At 40.2% G+C, this 23,568-nt stretch carries 25 protein-coding genes; 20 read left to right on the forward strand and 5 right to left on the reverse strand.

Going from position 1 to position 23,568, the window contains the following annotated elements:
• Positions 1 to 73: 73 nt before the first annotated feature.
• From FPV17_RS05150 to FPV17_RS05160, 3 genes are all read right to left on the reverse strand, one after another.
• Positions 74 to 373: a biotin protein ligase-related protein gene (locus tag FPV17_RS05150; protein WP_035394886.1), complete on the reverse strand. Its 300-nt coding sequence runs from the start codon at positions 371 to 373 to the stop codon at positions 74 to 76.
• 44 nt (positions 374 to 417) lie between these two features.
• Positions 418 to 672, reverse strand: coding sequence for a hypothetical protein (locus FPV17_RS05155; protein ID WP_035394884.1), 255 nt, complete (start codon positions 670 to 672; stop codon positions 418 to 420).
• Positions 673 to 813: 141 nt separating this feature from the next.
• On the reverse strand, positions 814 to 1,686 hold the full coding sequence (locus tag FPV17_RS05160) for a LysR substrate-binding domain-containing protein (protein WP_144558384.1): 873 nt from the start codon (positions 1,684 to 1,686) through the stop codon (positions 814 to 816).
• Positions 1,687 to 1,792: 106 nt separating this feature from the next.
• On the opposite strand from FPV17_RS05160, the gene FPV17_RS05165 reads away from it, so the two are divergent.
• The 6 genes from FPV17_RS05165 (at position 1,793) to FPV17_RS05190 (ending at position 6,276) form a co-directional block, all read left to right on the forward strand.
• Positions 1,793 to 2,779, forward strand: a complete 987-nt coding sequence (locus tag FPV17_RS05165; protein ID WP_035394881.1) for a YeiH family protein — start codon at positions 1,793 to 1,795, stop codon at positions 2,777 to 2,779.
• Between the two features lie 149 nt (positions 2,780 to 2,928).
• Complete coding sequence (locus FPV17_RS05170) at positions 2,929 to 3,228, forward strand: lmo0954 family membrane protein (protein ID WP_052007930.1); 300 nt, start codon at positions 2,929 to 2,931, stop codon at positions 3,226 to 3,228.
• A 19-nt stretch (positions 3,229 to 3,247) separates the two neighbouring features.
• On the forward strand, positions 3,248 to 3,853 hold the full coding sequence (locus FPV17_RS05175) for a hypothetical protein (RefSeq protein ID WP_035394879.1): 606 nt from the start codon (positions 3,248 to 3,250) through the stop codon (positions 3,851 to 3,853).
• A gap of 49 nt (positions 3,854 to 3,902) precedes the next feature.
• Positions 3,903 to 4,610: a cell wall-active antibiotics response protein LiaF gene (gene liaF / locus FPV17_RS05180; protein WP_144558385.1), complete on the forward strand. Its 708-nt coding sequence runs from the start codon at positions 3,903 to 3,905 to the stop codon at positions 4,608 to 4,610.
• Positions 4,607 to 5,653 (forward strand): sensor histidine kinase, encoded by a 1,047-nt coding sequence (locus tag FPV17_RS05185; protein ID WP_144558386.1) that lies wholly within the window; start codon positions 4,607 to 4,609, stop codon positions 5,651 to 5,653. The genes liaF and FPV17_RS05185 overlap by 4 nt, the downstream gene beginning before the upstream one ends.
• Positions 5,650 to 6,276: a response regulator gene (locus FPV17_RS05190; RefSeq protein ID WP_035394878.1), complete on the forward strand. Its 627-nt coding sequence runs from the start codon at positions 5,650 to 5,652 to the stop codon at positions 6,274 to 6,276. Before FPV17_RS05185 ends, FPV17_RS05190 begins: the two co-directional genes overlap by 4 nt.
• A 1-nt stretch (position 6,277) precedes the next feature.
• On the opposite strand, the gene FPV17_RS05195 is transcribed toward FPV17_RS05190, so the two are convergent.
• Positions 6,278 to 6,907 carry a copper homeostasis protein CutC gene (locus FPV17_RS05195; RefSeq protein WP_144558387.1) on the reverse strand — a complete coding sequence of 210 codons (630 nt, stop codon included), beginning with the start codon at positions 6,905 to 6,907 and terminating at the stop codon, positions 6,278 to 6,280.
• 78 nt (positions 6,908 to 6,985) lie between these two features.
• Between FPV17_RS05195 and FPV17_RS05200 the strand changes: the two genes are divergently transcribed.
• The 4 genes from FPV17_RS05200 to FPV17_RS05215 all read left to right on the forward strand — a co-directional run bounded on the left by FPV17_RS05200 (position 6,986) and on the right by FPV17_RS05215 (position 11,463).
• A complete protein-coding gene (locus FPV17_RS05200; RefSeq protein ID WP_035394874.1) occupies positions 6,986 to 7,783 on the forward strand; it encodes a GNAT family N-acetyltransferase in 798 nt (265 codons plus the stop codon).
• A gap of 174 nt (positions 7,784 to 7,957) precedes the next feature.
• On the forward strand, positions 7,958 to 8,761 hold the full coding sequence (locus tag FPV17_RS05205; protein ID WP_144558388.1) for an ABC transporter permease: 804 nt from the start codon (positions 7,958 to 7,960) through the stop codon (positions 8,759 to 8,761).
• Between the two features lie 14 nt (positions 8,762 to 8,775).
• Positions 8,776 to 10,383 (forward strand): teichoic acids export ABC transporter ATP-binding subunit TagH, encoded by a 1,608-nt coding sequence (gene tagH, locus FPV17_RS05210; RefSeq protein ID WP_144558389.1) that lies wholly within the window; start codon positions 8,776 to 8,778, stop codon positions 10,381 to 10,383.
• 21 nt (positions 10,384 to 10,404) lie between these two features.
• Complete coding sequence (locus FPV17_RS05215; RefSeq protein WP_144558390.1) at positions 10,405 to 11,463, forward strand: M20/M25/M40 family metallo-hydrolase; 1,059 nt, start codon at positions 10,405 to 10,407, stop codon at positions 11,461 to 11,463.
• Between the two features lie 22 nt (positions 11,464 to 11,485).
• Here FPV17_RS05215 and FPV17_RS05220 read toward each other — a convergent pair whose 3' ends face one another.
• Entirely contained in the window at positions 11,486 to 12,538 is a 1,053-nt protein-coding gene (locus FPV17_RS05220; protein WP_144558391.1) for a hypothetical protein, read from the reverse strand.
• Positions 12,539 to 12,666: 128 nt separating this feature from the next.
• On the opposite strand from FPV17_RS05220, the gene FPV17_RS05225 reads away from it, so the two are divergent.
• From FPV17_RS05225 to FPV17_RS05265, 10 genes are all read left to right on the forward strand, one after another.
• Positions 12,667 to 13,338 (forward strand): GNAT family N-acetyltransferase, encoded by a 672-nt coding sequence (locus FPV17_RS05225; protein ID WP_144558392.1) that lies wholly within the window; start codon positions 12,667 to 12,669, stop codon positions 13,336 to 13,338.
• A gap of 190 nt (positions 13,339 to 13,528) precedes the next feature.
• The gene (locus FPV17_RS05230; protein WP_035394867.1) at positions 13,529 to 15,595 is read left to right on the forward strand and encodes a BglG family transcription antiterminator; all 2,067 of its coding nucleotides are present in this window, start codon (positions 13,529 to 13,531) and stop codon (positions 15,593 to 15,595) included.
• 20 nt (positions 15,596 to 15,615) lie between these two features.
• Positions 15,616 to 16,080, forward strand: coding sequence for a PTS sugar transporter subunit IIA (locus tag FPV17_RS05235; protein ID WP_035394865.1), 465 nt, complete (start codon positions 15,616 to 15,618; stop codon positions 16,078 to 16,080).
• 13 nt (positions 16,081 to 16,093) lie between these two features.
• The gene (locus tag FPV17_RS05240; RefSeq protein WP_035394863.1) at positions 16,094 to 16,378 is read left to right on the forward strand and encodes a PTS sugar transporter subunit IIB; all 285 of its coding nucleotides are present in this window, start codon (positions 16,094 to 16,096) and stop codon (positions 16,376 to 16,378) included.
• 66 nt (positions 16,379 to 16,444) lie between these two features.
• Entirely contained in the window at positions 16,445 to 17,704 is a 1,260-nt protein-coding gene (locus FPV17_RS05245) for a galactitol-specific PTS transporter subunit IIC (protein ID WP_144558393.1), read from the forward strand.
• A 33-nt stretch (positions 17,705 to 17,737) separates the two neighbouring features.
• On the forward strand, positions 17,738 to 18,775 hold the full coding sequence (locus tag FPV17_RS05250; RefSeq protein ID WP_035394862.1) for a zinc-binding dehydrogenase: 1,038 nt from the start codon (positions 17,738 to 17,740) through the stop codon (positions 18,773 to 18,775).
• A 62-nt stretch (positions 18,776 to 18,837) separates the two neighbouring features.
• Positions 18,838 to 18,996: a hypothetical protein gene (locus FPV17_RS21760; RefSeq protein ID WP_164468419.1), complete on the forward strand. Its 159-nt coding sequence runs from the start codon at positions 18,838 to 18,840 to the stop codon at positions 18,994 to 18,996.
• 3 nt (positions 18,997 to 18,999) lie between these two features.
• Positions 19,000 to 20,064 carry a galactitol-1-phosphate 5-dehydrogenase gene (locus FPV17_RS05255; RefSeq protein ID WP_144558394.1) on the forward strand — a complete coding sequence of 355 codons (1,065 nt, stop codon included), beginning with the start codon at positions 19,000 to 19,002 and terminating at the stop codon, positions 20,062 to 20,064.
• Positions 20,065 to 20,576: 512 nt separating this feature from the next.
• Complete coding sequence (abc-f, locus tag FPV17_RS05260) at positions 20,577 to 22,172, forward strand: ribosomal protection-like ABC-F family protein (protein WP_144558395.1); 1,596 nt, start codon at positions 20,577 to 20,579, stop codon at positions 22,170 to 22,172.
• A gap of 347 nt (positions 22,173 to 22,519) precedes the next feature.
• A complete protein-coding gene (locus FPV17_RS05265) occupies positions 22,520 to 23,527 on the forward strand; it encodes an ABC transporter substrate-binding protein (RefSeq protein WP_035394860.1) in 1,008 nt (335 codons plus the stop codon).
• Positions 23,528 to 23,568: the final 41 nt, after the last annotated feature.

Below are 23,568 nucleotides of genomic sequence, written 5' to 3' on the forward strand. Positions count from 1 at the left end.
ATACGTTAGGAAAAGTGAAAATGTTCCCAATACCGAAAAAAGCCTAAGTGCTTGGACACTTAGGCCTTCTTAATTAGACTTCTACAGCAACGATTTGGTCACAGCAGATTGTAATGATGCGAACTTTTTTCTTATCACATTTACAGTGGTCGTGAGAGTGACAATCAGCATTTGCTAATTCAACTGTATCACCATCAATACCTACAAAGCTACCAGTAACTTTGTCTCCACCTTTTAAAATGACTTTTACATGCTCACCACGCGCGATGTTTTTGAAAAATGTTTCGCAACCGCAGTCTCCAGAACCGTAATTATTTGAACCGTAATTTCCACAGCCACAAGAATTGTAGCCGTAATTATTTCCGTAACCCATTTTTAATTTCTCCTTCCGCATAATCCTATTATTTTTTGAAACCATTAAACTTCTACTGCTGCGATGTCGTCACAACAAATCGTAACGATTCTCGCTTTTTTACATTTATCGTCGCAATCAACGTTTGCTAGATTTACCACGTTGCCACGTACATCTACAAATTCACCTTTAATTTTACCGCCGCCTTTAAGAATCACTTTTACGTGTTCTCCACGAGCGATGTGTTTGAATAAAGTAGAGCAGTCACAACCGTTTGAATTCGAATAATCAGAGTAACTTCCTCCGTAACCATAACCCATTAGTGTCGCCTCCCTTCGCTTTGCTATGTTAATACTGTATGTAGAGAATTCTTTCATGCATAGGCAATAGAAAGGGGACAAACGCTCGTTTTTACTAGATTAGGTCAAATGCATAGAAGAGAAGGTCGGAATAAAGTCCAATCAATCTAAGGATAATGCGTGTTTAATAAAGCGTTTTGTGTTTTTCGTAACAGGAACGCCTTGACGATGGATGAAGGAAAATTGTCTTTCGGTCTGCAAGTTTAAATGGTTTAACACTTGAAGGGATCCATTGCGGAGTTCTTCTTGAATAGCCGATTCTGAAATAAAAGCCAAGCCTAGCCCGTTTTTAACCCCTTCCTTAATACCTTGAGTGGAGCTGATGGTGATGGAGGAGTGTATGGTGAGTTGAAAGGTTTCGATTAATGTTTCAAATGATTCTCTTGTACCGGATCCCTCTTCTCTTATAACCCAGCTTTGATTTTGAAGATCATTTATTGTTTGATAGTGCTCAACATCGCGGGTTGAACAGATGATGACAAGCTGGTCATGTTTAAAAGGTGTTTGTTCAATGTTTTTTGCCTTAATGGTCCCTTCAACAAGGCCAAAGTCGACGTCAAAGTGCTGCACCTTTTGCATAATTGTATCCGTATTGGCAATTGTAATAGCAAATGTCAGGTTTGGATAAAGCCCTTTTAAAGATGCAATCATTTGTGGCAATAGATATTCACCAATCGTGAAGCTGGCACCAATCTTCAACAGCCCTGAAGCTTCGTGATGGCGAGCGTACAAGCTTTCTTGGATGTTGCGATAAATGTGTTGAATCTTTAAAGCTTCTTTATAAAAAAAATGACCATCTTCGGTAAGAAAGATCTGTCTCGTTGTTCTTCTAATAAATTGAGTTTGAAACTGATTTTCAAGATTTTTGATCTGCACACTTACAGTAGGTTGTGAAAGGGAACGTTTCTCCGCTGTTTTTGTAAAATTTTTTTCTTGTACAAGTGTAATAAACGTCTCTATTTCATCAATATTCATTGTGCTACCCCATTTTTATTATTTTCTTTAATAAATGTTATTATACTTATTTATTTTACAAATAGCGAGGAGGTTCTTATGATTAAGTGGTTAGGGAGTGAACAACATGAATACACAGAAGGCTATCGGAATAGGGTTAACCGCTTTACTTGCCACGGTAGCCACTTTGCTAGCAAAAGTGCCAGGATTAACAATAGTTGGTCCGTTAATTCTGGCGATCGTAATTGGAATGATTGTGGGGAATTATACAAAGGCGGCTCAGAATGTTGGAGAGGGAATTGCGTTTTCTTCAAAGGTTCTTTTACGAGCAGGAATTATTTTACTTGGGCTCCGGTTGAATTTTTTTGCCATACAAGGTTTGGGTATAAGTGGTCTTCTTTATGCCATCGTTTTAAGCGCTATCGCTTTTCTAACTGTATATGGGATAAGCAGGAAATTGAGAATTGATCCTTCATTTGCCGTTCTGCTCGCAGGCGGAACAGCCATATGCGGTGCTGCGGCCATTGCTGCTATTGCGCCAGTAATAAAAGCACAGGAAAAAGCAGTTGCTTTATCCATTGCGACGATCGCGTTACTAGGAACGTTTTTTACACTTATCTATACTGGACTTTATCCACTTCTTTTACCACAAGGTGAACAGTACGGTATCTTTGTAGGTGGAACATTACATGAGATTGCCCATGTCGTTGCAGCTTCTTCAATTGGTGGGATCGAAGCCGAAAATCATGCCATCATTGTAAAAATGCTTCGAGTTATGTTATTACTACCGCTGATGATCTTCATAATGTGGTGGTTTGAACGGAAGAAAAAGGTCGCTCAATCTTTTTCGTTTCGAAAGTTACCAATCCCATGGTTTGTTTTCGGTTTTTTAGCAATGAGCCTCGTGCAAACGTTTGGTTTCTTACATGAAAATGTTGTACAGTGGTTACTTGGCATTGCCTATTTCTTGTTAGCGATGGCAATGGCGGGTCTTGGCTTAAACGTGAAGTTTCGTGCTTTTCAAGAAGTGGGACCCCGTTTGTTTTTAGCAGGAATAGGGGGGACAATTGTTTTAGTTCTTTTTGGCGCACTACTTATTCCACTCTTATTCTAAAATCGCCACTCGGTTAAAGCCATTACCATTCAGGTAGTGGTTTTTCTAATATCAGCCTCTAGACTGAGAACTAAATCGTTCTTCAGCTCGTTTCGAAGAATTGGTCAGAATCGTATGCTAGTAGTAACAAATCGACAGGAGGTGACGTAATGACAACAAAAGGATGGATCATTCTCGGTGCTGTTGCACTTTCCATCATCTTGCTTTCATCATTAGGAGCGATGTTAGGATTAGTAGCAGGTGCTGGACTTGCTTACTTAGGGTGGCGTCAAGCAACATTAAGTGAAGCCGTCGTGATGAAGGTACTTTGGTGGGTTGTACTCGTTATTGGTGTCCTAGTAGGCATTAGTAGTTTGCCAGGAATTATTGGAGTCGTAGCGCTTTACTTGCTGCTAAAGCTTTACGACAAATGGAAAGAAACAAAAGATTATTCTTATGATAAATTTTAATGAATGCAGGAGGTAGAAGATGTCAATCTTAAAGCAAATAAAAGAGCAAGTATCAGCTGATATTGAAGCAGTATTAGAGAAAAGTAAAAAGAAGCCGGTAATGGATGAAAAGAGAGGTCAAGAAGCCAAGCAGCTTGATAAGCAAATGAAGTTATGGAAAGAAACAGTAAAGAAACAGCAAGAGCTTGAGCAGTATTTCTATAATGAGTGGCAAGAAGCAGAGACTATGCTAAAGAAGCGAAAAGAACAATTGGTCATTGCGGAACAATCGCAAGCGACGGATTTAATCGAACGAGCGAATTTTGAAATAAACGGTTATCAGGAGTTGGCTCGTGAGTACAAGGAATCTTATGAAGAACAGCGTGAGCGTGTGAATAAGCTCGAAGAAAAAGGAAGAGAGCTTTACTTCCTAAAAAAGAAAATGGAACGAATGAAGCTTACTGATTTTGCAAGAGCTGAAGAATCACGTGCTGAATCGCATGCGTCAAAATGGACCTATTATGCAGAAGAAAATGATGAATTTGAAGCATATGAGGAAGACAAAAGTGATCACGAGCCAAGACAGGTTCTTGATTTTGATAAAGAAATAAAAAAACTTGCTGAAAAGCAGGAGAACGAAAAGTAGTTTGTAGTATACTAAAGGCTGATTACAAACGCAGAGGAGGGCAAAGAGAGTGAAGCGAAACCGAACAGATTATGTTGCCTATATTTTCTTTGCCCTGCTTGCTGCAACGGCATTAGAGCTACTTATTAATGTAGCTCCGTTTATTGTATTAGTAGGATCTGCGGCGATGATTTATTATGGCTTAAAGCGAATGAGCAAGCAAAAAGGTAAATTCCTGTTCTACGGAGGACTGGTCATCTTTATCTTAACGCTGTTGTCTTCGTTTTTCTTTTTACTAATGGTCTTTGGTGCATTGTTTTACATGCTTTACTTGTTTTGGGAAAAAGCAAGTAAACCAACTAAAATGGAAATAGCGATTAATGAACAAGCTTCGAATGATAGTCGAGAGGCGTTTGTTAAAAACACCTTCCTCGGAGATCAGCAATTAACCCATGAAGGGTTTCGCAGTGATGATATTAATATCCACACAGGTATTGGTACAACGGAAATTCATTTTGAAAACACAGTCCTCCCAAAAGGAGACACGATTGTCATTATCCGGGGTTTTATTGGGAGTACCAAACTCTATGTGCCTTATGATGCAGGTGTATCTGTGGAGCACGCTTGTTTATTTGGTCAGACAGATCTATTTGGAAACCATAAAATAGGGTTTAATCAAAACGTAAAAGTCGTTAATGACTCGTATCAAGATGCTCCTCGGCGACTGCGAATTTATACGTCCATTGTTGCTGGAGATATTGAGGTGATGTATCGATGAAGGCCGTCCGTTCTGTTGGTATGATTGTCTTTTTCGTGCCATTACTTCTTGTAGGCTTACTTTTCTATTATGTTGAAAAAAACGGTTTAGTTAAATGGGAACAGCTATTGATTCGAAATGAATTAACGTATAACGTGCCGATTTTCGTATGGCTTATTCTGTTTTTTACAGTACTTGCACTGATTGTCTACAGCATGCTTGCTGTTATTTGGAAAAAAGACGTTCGTGCGTTACACGCTACGTTAGTGCATGTTGCCAATGGCAATACAAAGGAAAGCAAACAGCAGCTCAATCAAGTGTCTAGTGATTTTAATGATGCTAAAATGCTTATTGCAGAACTTGAAACAAGAGTTCGTAATCAAGCTGACCGTTCCCAACGTGTGATGGAACAATGGGCGGAAAATGAGTCGAAGCTGAGATCGGAACTTGTCTTTAAAGAGCGACAACGGATTGCAAGAGAACTACATGATTCGGTTTCACAGCAGCTTTATGCCGCATCGATGTTATTATCTGCAGCAGTTAATCAAAAAAACGTCGATGTAGTAGCGTTACAGACTCGGTGCGAACAAATTGAAAAAGTTGTGAATGATGCACAAAATGATATGAGAGCGCTTTTGCTCCAGTTACGGCCTATTCAATTGGAGAATCAGTCGTTTAAAGAAGGCGTAGAACAATTAACAGCAGATTTAGCAGAGAAGCACCAGATTGATTTTTCGGTTCGTATTCGCTCTCTTTCCCTTAAACCAGGTGTGGAGGATCAGTTATTCCGCATTACGCAAGAAGCCATTGCCAACGCGCTACGTCATGCTGAAGCAAATGAAATTAGCGTGTTCTATGAGCGGTATGACGACTTTGCTTTACTAAAAATTACTGATGACGGCAAAGGCTTTAACCAGACGTCTTCGCCACACGGTTACGGTCTACATAGTATGGAAGAGCGTGCAGAGGAAATTGGTGGGACGTTACGAATGATTAGTGTAGAAGGACAAGGAACGAGTATTGAAGTGAAAGTACCGATTATAGAAGGAGGGGAAACGACGTGATTCACGTATTGCTTGTGGATGATCATGAGACTGTACGCCTCGGTGTTGCGGCTTTTTTATCAACCCAAGAGGACATTTCTGTTGTTGGTGAAGCCAGTAATGGAAAAGAAGGGGTCGAACAAGCGCTAAAGCTCAGACCAGACATTATTTTAATGGATCTAGTGATGGACGGAATGAATGGGATCGAAGCAACCAGGGAAATTATTACACAATGGAAAGAAGCAACGATCATTATTGTCACGAGTTTTCTTGATAATGACAAGCTTCGTCCTGCACTAGAGGCAGGAGCGAAAAGCTATGTTCTTAAGACGTCGACAGCGATGCAGATTGCTGACGCGATCCGAAAAACAGCACAAGGAATAGCTGTACTTGATGAGAAAGTTCAGGCACAAATGATCTCTTCCTTTCGAACGGAGGAATCGTTGCACCAAGCATTAACGAACCGTGAAAAAGAAATCTTAAAGCTAATGAGTGAAGGGAAAACGAATCAGCAAATTGCCGACCATCTTTTTATTACAATTAAAACAGTAAAAACACATGTATCCCACATCTTATCAAAGCTGGATGTCGATGATCGAACGCAAGCGGTTGTGTATGCCTTTCAGCAAAAGTTATTTAAATAAGCTACCAAAGAATTCTTGTCCCGTGTAGTTCCTTTACACCTGTAGCAGCCGCAATATGAGCAGCATTATCCTTCGTTACGCCTCCACCTGGCATGATGACAATCCGTTCGTTTGCATACGTCTCATAAGCGGCTAAAGTAGAGAGGTTTTCTGTGATTTCTTTGTGAGGACCATGGGTTAAAATACGCTTTACTCCCCAGTGGGAAAGCTGGTCAATGGCTTCGAATGGGTTTTCAAGTTGATCAAACGCCATATGAAACGTAACCGTTTGTGGGTCCACAAGTTGTAACAATCTTTGCATGTGAGGCACGTGAAGTTTGTTCTCTGATGTTAGACAGCCAAAGACAAACCCGTCAACACCAATGTGTTTAAATGATGAAATCGATGCCTCCATTTTCCTTAGTTCAGCCTCATTGTAAATAAAGTCTCCTCCACGACAGCGAATAAGTGCCATAACCATTACCCCATTACTTTTGCACGTCGCGACTACTCGTTTACATGTTTCTGATGAAACAGTTGTCCCTCCGACATCTAAGTTGTCGCATAGTTCAATTCGCTGTGCTCCATATTGAATGGCTTGGTGAACGTGCGTATCATTCTCAAGACAAACTTCCTTTACTACGTTATTCATTTATCCAAACTCCTTAAAAAGACTAGCTTTACTAACAGAATACTTGTAAACTATAGAATACTTCAAGGGGGGAGACGAATGATTAGACAATTACATATGAACGATCAAGACATATGCTTAGCCTTTGTAAAGAAAAAGCCAGCGGAGAACTTGTTTATTATTGGTGATATTGAAGCATATGGAATGGAAACAGATTTTCAAACGGTATGGGGAGAATTTAATAGAGACAATCAACTAGTCGCTGTATTGCTCAAGTTTCATGCAAGCTATGTTCCGTTTGCAGAAGGCTCCTACGATGCTAAAGGATTTGCCGAAATCATAAACAATGATTCTTCCTTTAAAGGATTGTCTGGTTTGAAAGATGTGACGGAACAACTTGAACCGTATTTAAAAAAATCTCTTCTTAAAAGACAAATGTATTATGCAAAGTGCACAAAGACAAAGAGTGACAACCCTTCATTAAAGGATGTACAATCAGCCGAACCCAAAGACGCAGCCGAGTTACTAAGGTTGCTGGATCAAATTCCTGAGTTTAATCAGTCAATCCCGAAAACAGCAGAACAGAAACAACGCGAATTAGCGTCAGGTTTTTCACGAGCAAGCTTCGTACGTCAAAATGGAAAAATAGTTTCTACCGCTTCTACTACTGCGGAAAATACCCACTCGGCGATGATTGTGGGTGTCGCAACATTAGAGGACTATAAGAGAAAAGGTTATGCATCGGCTTGTGTTTACCATTTATGTGAGCAAGTATTTTCAGAAGGAAAAGTGGCATGCTTGTTTTACGATAACCCAAGTGCTGGGGTGATCTACAAACACATTGGCTTTGAAGATATTGGCTTATGGATGATGTATAATGAGAAATCAGAAGCATAGGGTAGCGGCTTTAATGAAAAAGACTTGTTAGGACTTTCTAGCAAGTTTTTTAATTGTTAACGAACGGTAACATCAAAAATAGCGATTTGAAGATGAAAGTGATATGATAGACAGGTGCAAAAAATGTCGTGCACAAGTTTGAATGGAATTTGAAAAGGTTAAGGAGTACGGATAATGAAAGCCTTATTACAATTGCTGAAAGAGCAATACGAAAATAAGCACTTAATTTGGAGACTTGCAGCGTTTGAACAGAAAAGTAAGTTTCGACTCCATTACTTAGGCGCTTTTTGGCAGTTATTTAGTCCGCTGATGCAAGTCGTGGTCTTTTTTGTTATTTTTGGACTTGGTATAAGACAAGGTCAAGATGTTGGTGATACGCCTTTTTTCGTTTATTTAATGTGCGGACTAATACCGTGGTTTTTTATCAGTCCAACAGTGCTGCAAGGATCTAACAGCATTCACAAAAAAATTAATATGGTTTCAAAAATGAAGTTTCCTGTTAGTGTATTGCCGACCATTACAATTGCCGGAAATTCAGTTAGCTTCTTTGTTATGCTTGGTATATTGTGCATTGTACTTGCCATTTATTCGGTTTTCTCAGGTGTGTACTTACTCCAATTGCCGTATTATTTTCTTTGTTTATACGCATTTCTTTATGTGTTTACCATCTTTTCAGCGACACTAGCTACCGTCGTACGAGATTATTATCAATTTCTCGAAGCGGGAATGCGAATGATGTTCTTTTTAAGTCCGATCATTTGGGCGCCTGATTCAATGCCTGAACGTTTACTTCCAATTTTACAATTAAATCCGTTTTACTATATTTTAAGTGGATTTAGGGACTCTTTTATAGGCGGTACGTGGTTTTTTGAAAACATTACGTACATGATCTATTTTTGGACAGTAATACTTTTAATTGGTTTCTTAGGTGCAACAGTCTTTAAGAAATTTAAAAACAGCTTTGTTGATTATTTATAAAGGGGATTTTGTGGATGAATCCTAAAATGAAATTAGACGGTGTTACAAAAAAATATACACTCTTTACAAGCAATAGTGAAAAGCTTAAAGCAATGTTCTTACCAAAAATGCAAAAAGAAAATCGTGATTTTTATGCACTACGCGACATTTCCCTGGAAATTTTCGAAGGGGAGACCATTGGGATTGTAGGTATTAATGGCTCTGGGAAGTCAACCATTTCAAATATTTTAGCAGGTGTTATTCCTCCTACTGAAGGAACGTTAGATGTCAATGGTGAGACGTCGTTAATTGCTATTAATGTGGGCTTAAACAATCAACTAAATGGTCATGAAAATATTGAGCAAAAATGTCTCATGCATGGTTTCTCAAAAAAAGAAATAGAGCGTCTAATGCCTTCAATTGAAGAATTTGCTGACATTGGTGACTTTATACAGCAGCCTGTAAAGAACTACTCGTCTGGTATGAAATCACGGCTAGGATTTGCGATTTCTGCTCATACAAATCCAGATATTTTAATCGTGGATGAGGCGCTTTCTGTTGGGGACAAAACATTCTATCAAAAGTGTAAAGATAAAATTGATGAATTTAAAGCAGAAGGTAAAACCATTATTTTTATTAGCCATAACATTAGAGAAATAAAAAACATCTCTGATCGGGTCCTTTGGCTTCATAATGGTGAAATGCGCTCGTTTGGCGACAAGGAAAAAGTTGTTGAAGAGTACGAAGCCTATATTAAATTTTTTAATTCCTTGTCCAAGCAAGAGAAAAAAGAGCATAAAGAAGAGCTGAAATTGCAGCGCTCGGTTGCCAAAGTCGAACAAATGGAGAGCGAAGCAGAGGGAACTGATTTAGCGCCACGGCGTGCTGGAAAAAAGAAGCACGCCAAACAAAAGGAGCAAAAGAAACATTCAATCCTCTTTTTTAGTCAGCTCGTTCTTTATGCAGCTTTATTTCTTGTTGCAGCTTATCTGGTGGCGATACGGCCACTTTTTGCTGCTGAGGCTGAGGAAAGTTCGACGGTTGTTGAGCCAGATAACCAATCTCAAACAGCTGAGGAAGAAGACGCAACCGATGATTGGATTGACTATGACGAACCTGTACAAGCAGTCATTCATTCAGACGATACTTCTTTATATACGTCGTCCGAAGCATCAACAGCTCTTATGACATTACCGTTTGGAACAGAAGTGTCTGTAGTAAGAGAGAATAGCGAACTAGGTGTTGTTCAAATTGAGAATGATGGCGACGACTTATTTATTGAATCGGACTCCTTCCATTTTCTCGAGGATGCGGAGGAATTGGAGCGGGAAAGAATTGAGGAAGAGCTCGAGACCAATGTGAGCAGCTCTTTAGATGAGATTGAAACAATATTGGCTCAACCCTACGAACAGGTGATTCAGTCTGTTTCGTTTCAAACAGCAGATGAATTTGGCTATGGTTATTATGCATACTCAGACGAACAAATGTTGAAAATAAACCAGAAAAACGAATTAGCGGCTATCATTTTGCCAATGGATGGTGGGTCGCTAGTGGAGGAAACTGCTTTTTTCATAGTAGAGGAAGAGGGGTTTTACTTCTTGTGGAATGAGGAGCAGAATCAACTACTAGTAGCTGAACTTTAAAAGGAAACGGACTGATGGACTATGGATACATCGTTTTTGTTTGAACTGCTTAAAACCCCTTCACCCTCAGGACATGAAGAGGCGATTCAAGAAAAATGGCTCACTTATATGCAACCTCATGTGAAGGATTTAACAACAGATTTAGCTGGAAATGCAATCGCAACGGTTAACCCAGACGCCCCATTTCGTGTACTCCTAGCAGGGCATTGTGACGAAATTGGTTTTATGGTGAAGTCCATTGATGAATCAGGCTTTATCTATGTAGAAGAGCTCGGTCGTTTAAGTCCTTTACCTGCATTAGGAATGGAAGTGGAAATCCACGGAAGGAACGGGAAACTTAATGGTGTGTTTGGTGCAAATGCCCAACATCATGGTGGGGCAAATGCAGACTTAACAATGGATGATTTATTTATTGATTGCGGTGCCGAGAGTGCTGAAGAGATTCAAGCGGTAGTAGCTATTGGTGATCCGATTACGTATAAAATTGAACCAACTCACTTGCGCAATAATCGTGTAGTAGGGCGCGGTTTGGACAATCGAACAGGTGCTTTTATTGTGGCTGAAGTCATGAAGCGACTTGCATCCAGTCTTCCTGAAGTGTGCGTCCAAGGGGTCAGTACCGTTAATGAAGAGACAAATATGGGTGGCGCTTATTTTGCAGGCTCAGCTTTAAAGCCAAATTTGGCAATTGCCCTGGATGTCACTTTTGCAACAGATTATCCAACCGCAGAAATGGGCAAGGTTGGCGATGTCACGTTAGCAGGTGGCCCTGTGCTTGCGAAAGGCGCCCCTATTAATAAAAAGGCAAATGAGCACTTGCAGCAAATAGCAAAGGAACGAACTATTCCAATTCAGTATGAATTAACACCAAGAAGAACAGGAACGGATGCAGATCAACTACGATTAACGGGTGAAGGTGTACCAATCGTTCTCGTATCTTTGCCATTACGATATATGCATGCGCCTCGGGAAGTTGTGTCATTACAAGACATGGAACAAGAGATTGATCTTCTTGTTGCATTTATACAAAGCTTACGTCATGACACAGATTTCCGTCCTCTCATTTGGAACGGACGTTAGTCAAAAAAAGCGCGGAGAGTCGTTAGCCTCCGTGCTTTTTCTCATGAATTATGTCTGGGTTGTTCTCGATCAATGCGCGTGTATGATCCCAAAAATAATCAACAGTGGAAAGGGTTTTTAAGGCAGCTGAATAGAGATCTTTTTCAGTCGTTATGCCAATGGATGACAAGACTTGCTTAAAGTAAGGGAGACGTTTCTCATGTAGATAAGGAGCATCATGTGCCAAGATGATATGACAGCGGCAGAAAGTGGCAATGATCCAAAAGAAACTCTCTCTATATTGATTCTTATTGATAAGTAATTGACTCCCTTCAATGACTATAGGTTTCGCAGAATGTGTAACATCGGTGGAAAAGAAGAAAGGGGTCTTGGCATGTTCGACCGCAAGGACAAAGGTCTCTTCCAACTGGTCTAAACTAGATTGTACAGTCATTTTAGTCAACGACTCTACACGTAATTGCTTAAGAAGTGTTTCATGAACGTCTTCCATGTTGTATCGTTTAAGCACTGCTTGAACCGCCGTATATCGTTTTCGTACCGTTGGGTTTTCAAGGGCTGCCGTTAAAAATAAATGGGCTAAAACCCCTGTTGGAAAGAGCCAACTCATTACTTGTTCGTGGAATGGAGCAGAAGTCGGTATAGTTGTTAATCCAGTTATGCTTTTTTCTTTTACGTGTTCACAACGACGGTGCACCCATTCCATATGATAAAAGTCTCGTGCTACCTCTGTTTGCAAAGGTACAAGAACGTCATCCACATCGCTGAGGACGATCGTATGGGCGAAGCTATAACCTACATGATAGTCTGCGAGTATCGTTTCTTTTTGAAGGAATAAACGGTAATCTAATGTAGTCACTTCGAGTAAGAGCCCTTTGTAGATAAATTTACCTAGCTTTTTATCCTGTACTTTTGTTGAGATAATCATAATATCAACATCCGAGGAAACGGGCCAAGGAGCAAGACGTGGATGTGTGAGAACAGATCCAGCTAAATAAGCACCTTTGAAGCCACGTTGATGGGAACCAACATGTTGTACCCATTCGCGGGCAATGGCAATCGCATCCTGCGTATTCACTAGTAGTCCTCCTTTCAAAAAGGGAGATCGTCATTAGTTCGACAGCTACTCAGTTGATCCTGCAAACAAGCTTAAGCATAAAAAAAGAAGTTACATACTGAGAAAGCGTGGAAGAAAGGGATTAAGAAATGGAAGAGTTACAATTTAAACCGCTAAGCGAGGAACAAATAGATGCATTAGTGCTACTGCAGGAAACGGTATTTAGTAGTCTTAAACGAAAAGAGCAACTTTCAACACTTACGAAAGAAGAATTTGAGAGCATACTAACAGGTAAAGGCTATATGGTTGGTGTGTTTTTTAAGGAGCAGCTTATTGCTGCTAGGGCATTGCTACAACCAAGTAGTGAGGAGACTGAACATCTAGGGCTTGATGCGGGTTTAACAAAAGACCAGCTGAATCAAGTGGTTTATCAAGAAATCTCCTTTGTGCACCCCGAGTTTAGAGGGCGACGTCTTCAACAGAAAATGGGGGATTGGTTGATGCAGAAACTTGTCAATGAAATGACTTCATTCTCATTCATTTGTGCAACAGTAGCGCCTACAAATCCTGCTAGTTTAATTGATAAATTTAAACAAGGGCTTGAAGTAGTGGCGTTAAAAGAGAAGTATGGAGGTAAACTTCGATTTGTCTTTTTTAAAAACCTCAACCAAACACACGATGTCGTCGTGTTAGATGAAAAAGAAGTAGAATTGACGGCACTAGATGAGCAACGCCATTTACTACAGAAGGGTTATCGAGGCATGGAATTAAAGCGTGAGAATGGGCGATATTACGTTCGCTACCAATTAAGAACAAAGTAACAAGATGGGTGTGAACATGTTGCCGTATTGGGTGTTGCAACATGTTCATCAATTTCAAATAATGGTTAAAGTTGGAATTTAGGTTGTAAAACACAATGATGTACAAAAGAAGTTCGATAAGTTGGGATGAAAGCGCATACTTTCCTGAAAGGATCGATGCTACAATCACATTAAGAAAGGAGGGATTGCATTGGCATTGAATGATCGTAGCCAAAAAATTCTCAATGAGATCATCAGTAACCGGCAAATAACAAGTGGTGTATTAGAGAAGAAACATGATCTAAGTCGGCGCCAGCTTGGTTATACCATTCAGAAAATTAATGAATGGCTTGTATCTGAAGATCTGCCTGAGATAGAACGAACAAGGCAAGGTCATTTCATTGTTGATCAGTCTGTTTTTTCAACGTTATCACGCCAGCCAGCGAATGTAACGAACAGGACGCAGGATCAAGGGTTTTTAACGGAAGAGCAGCGAAGTCATTACATTTTGTTTATGTTACTCGCTAGTGAAGAAGCGTTATCGTTATATCATTTTCAATCGGAGTTAGGGTATAGCAAGAATACCATTTTACATGATTTGAAGCGTGTACAAAGTCGATTAAGTGATTATAACCTCGATATTCACTATTCACGTCGAAATGGCTATCGCTTAAAAGGAAAAGAGCTTCATATAAGGAAGTTACTCATTTATTTAGTTGATATTGCTGTGCATTCTAGTCAAGAAACGACATGGTTGGAAGATGTAGCAACTATAAAAAAAGAAGAAATTGAAGAGTTGAAAAGAAGAATTGATAAAGTGGAGAAGCGCCTAGGTATTCGCTTTACAGATGAAAAATTGTTAGCTATGCCATACATTTTTCTTCTCGTACTAAAGCGAATTACGAGTGGATGTGGTCTGGAACCTTTTTCAATTGAATATGAAGAGCTTTCCGATACAAAGGAGTATCAAGCAACGGAGTTTATTTTTCAGAACATGACAGACGTACCTAAGCAGGAGCGGCTATTTATCGCGCTACACCTTCTTACGGCAAATGTCCATTGGGCGGATTTAATAGTAGAGGATGATTCCATTCCTGATTTACTACCAGCCCTTTCGACCATGTTACGATCCTTTGAAAAAAGTGCCTGTATTTATTTACAAGAGCGCGAAGTGTTGTTGAAAAAACTCGTTCAGCATACAAAGCCAGCGTATTATCGAATTCGTTATCAATTGACGGAGATAGAGACTGTTCAAAATCCATTTAGCGTTGAATACCGAGAATTACATCACCTTGTTAAGCGTAGTTTAGGCCCTCTTGAAGAGCTATTCGGTAAGGAGATTCCTGAGACAGAGGCGATTTACTTAACGATGCTGATCGGATCTTGGATGACACGTCAAGGTGAAAGTATAGCAAAGAAAACAAAAGCGATCGTCGTTTGTCCGCAAGGTGTATCCGTATCTCGCTTAATGTTAAAGGAACTAAAAGAACTCTTTCCAGAGTTTATCTTTCTTGATTCCCTGTCAGTGAGGCAATTCAATGGCTATGAATTATCATACGATATTATTTTCTCCCAAACACCTTTAACAACCGATAAGCTGGTATATGTGACGAAAGCCTTCTTGAGTCGAGAAGAAAAGCATCGATTAAAGCAACAAGTGATGCAAGACATTCACGGTTATAAACCGATGACGATTCAAATTGATCAATTAATGGACATGATTAGTGGCTACGCTACTATTGAAAATGAAAGCGAATTAAAAGAAGCACTCCATTCGTACTTTTTTCCTGAAGATCGTAAGACGTATCAGGATGAAGCCTTTCAAAATGGATTAGAGACGTTTTTAACAGCAGATATGATACAGCAAAAAGATACTGTACCAGACTGGGATGAAGCCCTGAAGCTAGCAGCTAAACCACTTGTTGAAAATGGAATCGTAGAACCACGCTATGTTGATGCGCTTGTCGCCAATAAAGATCGTGATCCCTATATCGTCATTGGACCTGGGCTAGCGATACCACATGCGGCACCAGAAGAAGGCGTTATACAAACGGGAATGAGTCTACTGCAGTTAGAAACCCCTGTTCATTTTTCAGAAGAAGAACAGATTAAAGTGCTAGTCGTTATCGCTGCTAAAGACAAACATCAACATATTCGGGCATTACGGCAGCTCATTAAGCTTGCCGCTACAAAGAAAGACCGGGAAGTATTTTTAGAAGCATCGTCGATTGAAGACATAGAAACGATGATCATGACTTATTCGATGGATGAGGAGTAGAGAACAGAGGTGAAATCGTAATGCGTTTAGATGAATCAACGATCTTACTCGATATTGAGGCGACGAACCAAGAGAGCGTTTTAAAGCAAATGGCAGATAATCTTGTTCGTGAGGGACTTGTGAAATCAAGTTTCGCTCAGGCTATTATCGCACGTGAGAAAGAGTACCCAACTGGCTTACCAACCGCTGGAGTGGCAGTTGCTATTCCGCACACAGATGTTGAGCATGTCAATGAAAAAAGCATTAGCATTGGTCGTTTAAAAGAACCAGTTTCTTTTGGAATGATGGGTGGCGATCCTTCTGAGCAAGTGGAAGTTAAGATTGTATTTATGTTAGCTATGAAGGAAGCGCATGCGCAATTATCGCTTTTGCAACAATTGATGCAGCTGTTTCAAAATGAAAGTAAACTCATGCAACTTGTTCATGCAGCATCAAAAGAAGAAGTAAAACAATTAATTGATGACAGTCTAGAATTGACTGCATAAGGAGGAAATTAGTATGGCAAAGAAAAAAGTATTAGTCGCGTGTGGAGCAGGTATCGCAACATCAACGGTCGTGAATAGCGCAATTGAAGAAATGGCGAAAGAACATAAAATTCCTGTTGATTTGGTACAAATTAAAATTTCTGAAGTAGGTGCGCATCGTGATACAGCTGACTTACTTGTTACAACAGCAATGACTCAAACAGAATACCCATTTCCTGTCATTAACGCCCGTTCTTTTTTAACAGGTATTGGAACCGACAAAACGAAACAAGAAATTTTAGACGCATTAAAGGCGTAAACAAAAACGAATGAGAACGGAATTTCTAGGTTCTAGAAATTCCGTTTACTTAAAGGAGGACCGACCATGGATGGATTTGTTAACTTCATTCAAGGATTTTTAGATTTAGGTGCAACGGTTATTCTACCGGTTGCCATTTTTATTCTCGGATTAGTATTTGGACAAAAACCGGGTAAAGCATTTCGTTCAGGTTTAACAATTGGGATTGCTTTTGTAGGTATTTTTCTTGTTGTTGACTTGCTTGTGAATAACTTAGGACCAGCTGCTCAAGGAATGGTTGATCGGTTGGGTGTTGAATTAAACGTTATTGATGTAGGATGGCCAGCATCTTCATCCATTGCGTGGGCATCAGTCGTTGCTGCATTTATTATTCCACTAGGGCTTGCAGTAAACGTTCTTATGCTAGTAACAAAAACAACAAAAACAATGAACGTAGATATTTGGAACTTCTGGCATTATACATTTACAGCAGCAATGGTGTACGTAGTATCTGGAAACATTTTCATTTCACTACTGTCTGCTATTCTATTCCAAGTTGTTTGTTTGAAAGTAGCTGATTGGACAGCACCTATGATGAGTAAATTCTATGATTTACCAGGTGTATCCATCGCAACAGGAAGTACCATTTCCTATGCGCCTGGAATCTTTCTTGTAAAAGGATTACAAAAAATTCCTAAAGTAAAAGATTGGAATGCTGATCCTGAGTCGATTGAAAGACGATTTGGTATTTTAGGTGAATCGATGTTTATTGGCCTTGTGCTAGGTGCAACCATTGGTGCATTAGCTGGTTACAGTGTCGGTGAAATTGTGGAGATTGGTATCGCAATGGCCGCAGTTATGGTCTTAATGCCACGTATGGTAAAGATCTTAATGGAAGGGTTATTACCAGTATCTGAATCTGCTCGTGAATGGTTAAATAAGCGTTTTGGAGATCGAGAAATTTACATTGGATTAGATGCAGCCGTAGCATTAGGGCATCCGGCCGTTATCTCAACTGCACTTATCCTTGTACCAATTACGGTAGCAATGGCGGTATTACTTCCAGGAAATGCGCTTTTACCATTTGGTGATTTAGCAACGATTCCATTTATTGTCGCTTTCATCGTTGGCGCTGCTCGCGGAAATATCGTTCACTCCGTTATCGTTGGTACGGTTATGATTGCCATTTCGTTATATATCGCGACAGATATGGCCCCTCTTTTTACAACGATGGCGCAAGAAGCAAGCTTTAACATGCCTGCAGATTCAGCCATGATATCAAGTATTGACCAAGGTGGAAACATCGTGAACTGGATTATTGTTAGATTTTTCGGTCTATTTTATTAAGTGAACGGACTGCTATGAGGAGGATGAACCACTATGAAGGCACTGGTTAAAACAGATCACGGATTTGGAAACTTAGAGATACAAGAAAAACCAGAACCTATACCGGCAGCAGAACAAGTGAAGATTAAAGTACGATATGCAGGTATTTGCGGAACCGATCTTCATACGTATGAAGGGCACTATAAAGTGGGTGTACCTGTTACACTTGGACACGAATTTTCTGGAGATGTCGTTGAGGTAGGCGAAGCAGTTACATCAGTCGCTGTAGGCGATCGGGTGACATCTGAAACAACCTATTCCATTTGTGGAGAGTGTGCATATTGTCAGACGAAAGATTATAACTTGTGTAATCGACGTAAAGGGCTTGGTACACAACAAGATGGCGGCTTTACGAACTACCTCATCGCTCGAGAAGCGAGTGTGCACAAACTGCCTGAAGGTGTCGATTACAAAGCGGCATCAATGACAGAACCACTAGCTTGTACGTATCATGCCGTTGAGAAAACGGAAGTTCAGCACGGAGATATTGTCGTCGTTCTTGGTCCAGGTGCCATTGGGTTGTTAACTGCTCAAGTAGCAAGAAGTAAAGGTGCGAAAGTTATTATTACTGGCTTGAATAGTGATAAGATTCGTTTGGAAAAAGCAAAGGAACTCGGAATTGATTATGTTGTAAACATCCAAGAAGAGAACTTAAAAGACGTTGTTGATGGCATAACCAATGGGTATGGAGCAGATATTGTGTATGAATGCTCAGGAGCAGTACCTGCAGCGAAGCAGGGGCTCGATCTTCTTCGGAAAAAAGGACAATATTGTCAAGTTGGGATTTTTGCAACACCCGAAATATCGTTTGATTTAGAGAAAATTGTTCAAAAAGAGATTCGTGTGGTTGGCACAAGAAGCCAAAAACATGCAGATTGGCAGCCATCCCTTGAATTATTAAATCGAGGGGATGTCAATGCAAAAGCACTTGTGACCCACGAATATGATATCACCCAGTGGGAAGAAGCGTATCATGCCATAAAAAGTGGTGAGGCGATTAAAGTACTACTCACTCCTGTAGAAGAGGGATAACAACAATATGAAGAAGGAAGAGGAGACTCTTCCTTCTCCCATAGTGGATGGAGGAAATAAAGATGACAGATATGTTTTTAGATTTTATGCTAGGACCAATGCGAGGAATCGGTGATTTTTATTTTGAACATCAAATGGTTTTCAACACAATTGTTGTTGGGATCGCGCTGTTTGCTCTTATTCGAAAGCGTAAAGGAAAACAAGCAAAGGAGCAATCATAAAGTATGGAGTCCTTAAAATTATATGGTGTTCAAGATATTCGTTATGAAGAGGCTCCGGTGCCAACGCTTGTTCATAACGATGATGTGCGCATTAAAATCTCAACTGTTGGTATATGTGGATCAGATTTGTCTCGTTATAAAAAGCTCGGTCCATACGTTCCTGGTACGATTTTTGGTCATGAGTGTACAGGTGTCATTGTAGAAACAGGCTCATCTGTTTCGCATCTTCAAGAAGGGATGCGTGTAGCTGTTTGTCCAACCTTTCAATGTGGTACGTGTCATTATTGTCAAATCGGAGAACCGAGTAGGTGCAGTTCTTTGCATGTTGTTGGTGCCAAACAGGATGGTGCCTTTGCAGAATATATCGTCTTGCCTTCTACTCAAGTGCTCCCTTTACCAGATGAGGTTGACGACGAAACGGCTGCGCTTATTGAACCATCAGCGGTAGTAGCACACGGTTTTTATCGCACGAAGATTCAGCCTGGAGCAACGGTGGCAATAATGGGATGTGGTAGCATTGGACTGCTAGCAATCCAATGGGCAAAAATCTTTGGGGCGCGTCAAATCTTTGCGATTGATATTGATGATGAAAAGCTAGAGATTGCGCAACATATGGGGGCAGATGTGTTAGTTAATTCAAAAGAACAATCAGCTCATGAACAAATAAGAGAATTAACTGATGGTTTAGGAGTCGATGTCGCGATTGAGTCAGCAGGGTCTCCTATTACGTCAGCTCAAGTGCTGGCCCTTCCTAAAAAAGGTGGAGAAGTGGTTTATTTAGGGATCCCTTATGGGGACGTACCTATTGAACGCTTTTACTTCGAACAGATTGTCCGAAATGAGTTAAGTGTACATGGGTCATGGAATGCGCTCTCTGCCCCTTTTCCTGGACGAGAATGGCAAGCAACGATTCATTATATGAAAACAGGCGCCATAAATGGTGCCCCAATGATTAGTCACCGACTCCCCCTCAACCAAGGACCTGACGTATTTAAGAGAATGACATCAGGGGAAAAAGGCTTCGTAAAAGTTTTGTTTTATCCGCAAGGGAAGGAAAGAAGCGTTTAGTTGTAGCTGAATCGACAAGTTAGCATACTTGCAGATTTTTGCTAGGCATGTATAGGAACAGCATGTGTTAGAAGGCTTTAAAGCGGTAGAGAGTATAATCATCGTGTAGCATGGTATCTTATCGAATAGGTAAGATACTTTTTTTACCCTATAACAAGCTATGTCAGCGAAAACGATTGCACGATGCTAGTTTTTTTAAACACGTCAGCCAACAGAGCAATTGACAAAGCGTTCTGCCTATGGCATCATTAGAGCCATCTTATAAGGAAGGAAATTGGTGCCTAATACAATGAAGCAGTAATCGAATCGACCCAACGTAATGGAATAGTCAATTATTCACTCGAGTGAGAGCTGGATAGTATTTTCATGAACGTTAGAGTAGGATTCGTCTGTTTTCATAGATTAGGTTAAAAGGAATACGACCGCCACAGGAGCTTGTGGGGTAGTGTCTTTTTGGTGACTAATTTCTTACGGGCGAACTCTCTCTAACTGTATTAGAGGGGGTTTTTTATATGCTATTGCTACAAACAACAAAATTAGAAAAACAGTTCGGTGCAAGAGTGATTTTAGATAATGAACCATTATATATTTATAAAGACCAACGCATTGGATTGGTCGGTAAAAATGGTGCTGGAAAGACAACACTGTTGCATGTTCTAGCAGGATATGGTGTAGCTGATTTTGGGCAAGTGACTCGTTATGAAAAAATGGCCTACATTCCACAGCTTCATGAGCTCTCAGCTCCATTATCAGCGAGAGAAGCAAAGCAATGGCAAGTACCAGCTCATGTTCATAAAAGTGGTGGAGAACAAACACGAGCAAAAATTGCCCAAGCGCTGGAAGCAAATGCTGCCCTTATACTAGCAGATGAACCGACCAGTCATTTAGATATGGAAGGGATGAAGCAGCTTGAACAAGTATTTACCTCATTCTCAGGAGGTATTTTACTTACATCTCACGATAAAACATTTCTTAACAATGTATGTACGTCTATTTGGGAGATTGAAGATGGAAAAGTGAAAGCATACGAGGGAAACTATGATGCATATCTAGTTCAAAAGCAAAAAGAAATGGACAAAGCGCACAAAGCCTATCAATCCTATCAACTTGAAAAAGATAGGCTCTTACAAGCGGCAAAACAAGCACAGCGCCGTTCTGATCAGATTAAGAAAGCACCGTCTAGAATGGGGAATTCTGAAGCACGTTTGCATAAACGTAGCAGCGGTGTTCAGAAAGCAAAAATAAACCGGGCAGCTGAAGCGATGGTAACACGAGCGAATCAACTAGAAAAAAAAGAAAAGCCAAAAGAAGAAACAAAGATTCAGTTTGACCTAAGTCGCTTTCCTGTTGTTCACAGTAAACAAATGATTCAATTTGAAGCCTTTCAAGTATGGATAGAGGGACGGCTGCTGAAAGAAGTGAATGGGGTTGTACCGGCAGGTAGTCGTGTTGCCATTATAGGAAAAAATGGGTCAGGGAAATCGACGCTTTTACAGCAAATCGAGAGTCGACAAATGACAATCGCCAAACCAGCAAAGATAGGTTATTTCTCACAGCATCAACACGATATTTTAGATGAGGAAACGATTCTTGAAAACGTAGGGAAAAACAGTCCTTATTCAGAAACATTTATTCGAACCGTCTTATCTCGCTTGGCTTTTCAACGAGAGGACGTCTTCAAAAAAGGGATTGACTTGAGTGGGGGTGAGCGAGTTCGTACCGCCTTAGCGAAAGTATTTTTAAGTAATGTGAATCTTTGGTTATTAGACGAACCAACAAATTATTTGGATCTAACGACAAAAGATTCCCTTAAAGAAGTAATGAACAAATTTCCTGGTACGATCCTGTTTGTTACACATGATCGGACATTAATAAGGGATGTTGCAACTCACCAGTTATCCTTCGATGATGAACGTGCACAGATTAAGGCAGTTAACCAAGTGGAAGAAGAATTAAAAAAGCCAGACGAGTCTTTATTAACCATTGAGTTTAAACTATCAGAGCTGTTGTCACGTTTATCAACTGTTACCGATGAGACTGAGAGGAATAAACTAGACCAGCAATTTCAAGAGCTGTTAAAGACAAAACGGACACTAAAAAATCAATAAGAAAGGTAGATGAGAGGCGAAGCAATGATTTATTTTGTTTCGCCTTTTTTGGTTTAACTTCGACATAATCCGGGAAAGGGTACTCACGACTTCGTTTCTAGAATTTTAGAAAAAAAGCAGGTTAAAGTCGAATTATGTCGTAAATGATTGAATTGTCGACGATTTGTAAGGGAGAAAAGCCCTACTATTCAATCCACGGTGTTTATGGCGAAAAACTCTATAAAACACATAAAAATCAAGTTTGTGAATAAGTAAACGCTTCAATATAATAAGAAGCAATCTATGCAACCTCTATCAGCATCAACACCTGAAAAAGGTGAAAAATAAAATGAAAAAGGGGTAAATAAATGAAAAAGAAAAGAATAGGTACGGGTCTAAGTCTAGTAGCGGCAATCGCCCTGCTGTCGGCATGCGGGGATGGCACTGGAAATGCAGATGAACTCTCGGTCATCACGTTTGCCGATGCAGGGTGGGAGAGCATTCGAATTCATAACGCCATTGCTCAGACCATTATTGAAGAAGGTTATGAAATGGATACGGATACAACAATGGGTTCTACTGCAGCCACTGTACAAGGGTTACGTGATGGTGATATTAATGTCTATATGGAAGTGTGGACAGATAATATTAGAGAACTTTACGATGAATCCATTGAATCAGGCGACATCATTGAAGTCTCAACAAATTTTGATGACAACGTTCAAGGTCTTTACGTGCCGACCTACGTCATTGAAGGAGATGAAGAAAGAGGGATTGAACCGTTAGCGCCGGATTTACGTCGAGTGGATCAACTTGTTGATTATCCAGACGTTTTTCCTGACCCAGAAGATTCTTCAAAGGGTCGAGTGTTGAATGCTCCAAGTGATTGGGCGATTTATGATGATATCTCTACTAAATTTGAAACATATGGACTCGGTGAGACGTTTAATTTGTTTGCTCCTGGTTCAGATTCTGGCATGGTAACAGATTTAGTGCGAGCTTATGACGCTGGCGAAGGTTGGGTTGGTTATTACTGGGAGCCGACGGGCATTACGGCAAAATACGATTTAACTTTACTGGAAGAAGATGAATACAATCAAGATCAATGGGAAGAAGACCGTTCGACTGAGTTTCCTCCAAACGATGTAACGGTTGCGATTAATCAGCATCTTCCAGACCAAGCGCCTGATGTCGTTGAATTTCTTGAAAATTACGAAACGAGCAGTGCCTTAACGGAAGAAGCTTTATTGTACATGGAAGAAGACGGATTGACGGAAGAAGAAGCAGCCATGCGTTGGTTGGAAGAGCATGAAGACGTATGGACAAGTTGGTTACCAGAGGATATCGCTGAAAAAGTAGTAAATGCGATTAAATAAAAAAAGCGGCTAGCTGTGCGCTAGCCTGCTTAGTGTTTTGA

Origin of the sequence: Shouchella miscanthi (genome assembly GCF_007725405.1) — a bacterium.
In the GTDB taxonomy this organism is placed as follows: domain Bacteria; phylum Bacillota; class Bacilli; order Bacillales; family Bacillaceae_D; genus Shouchella; species Shouchella hunanensis.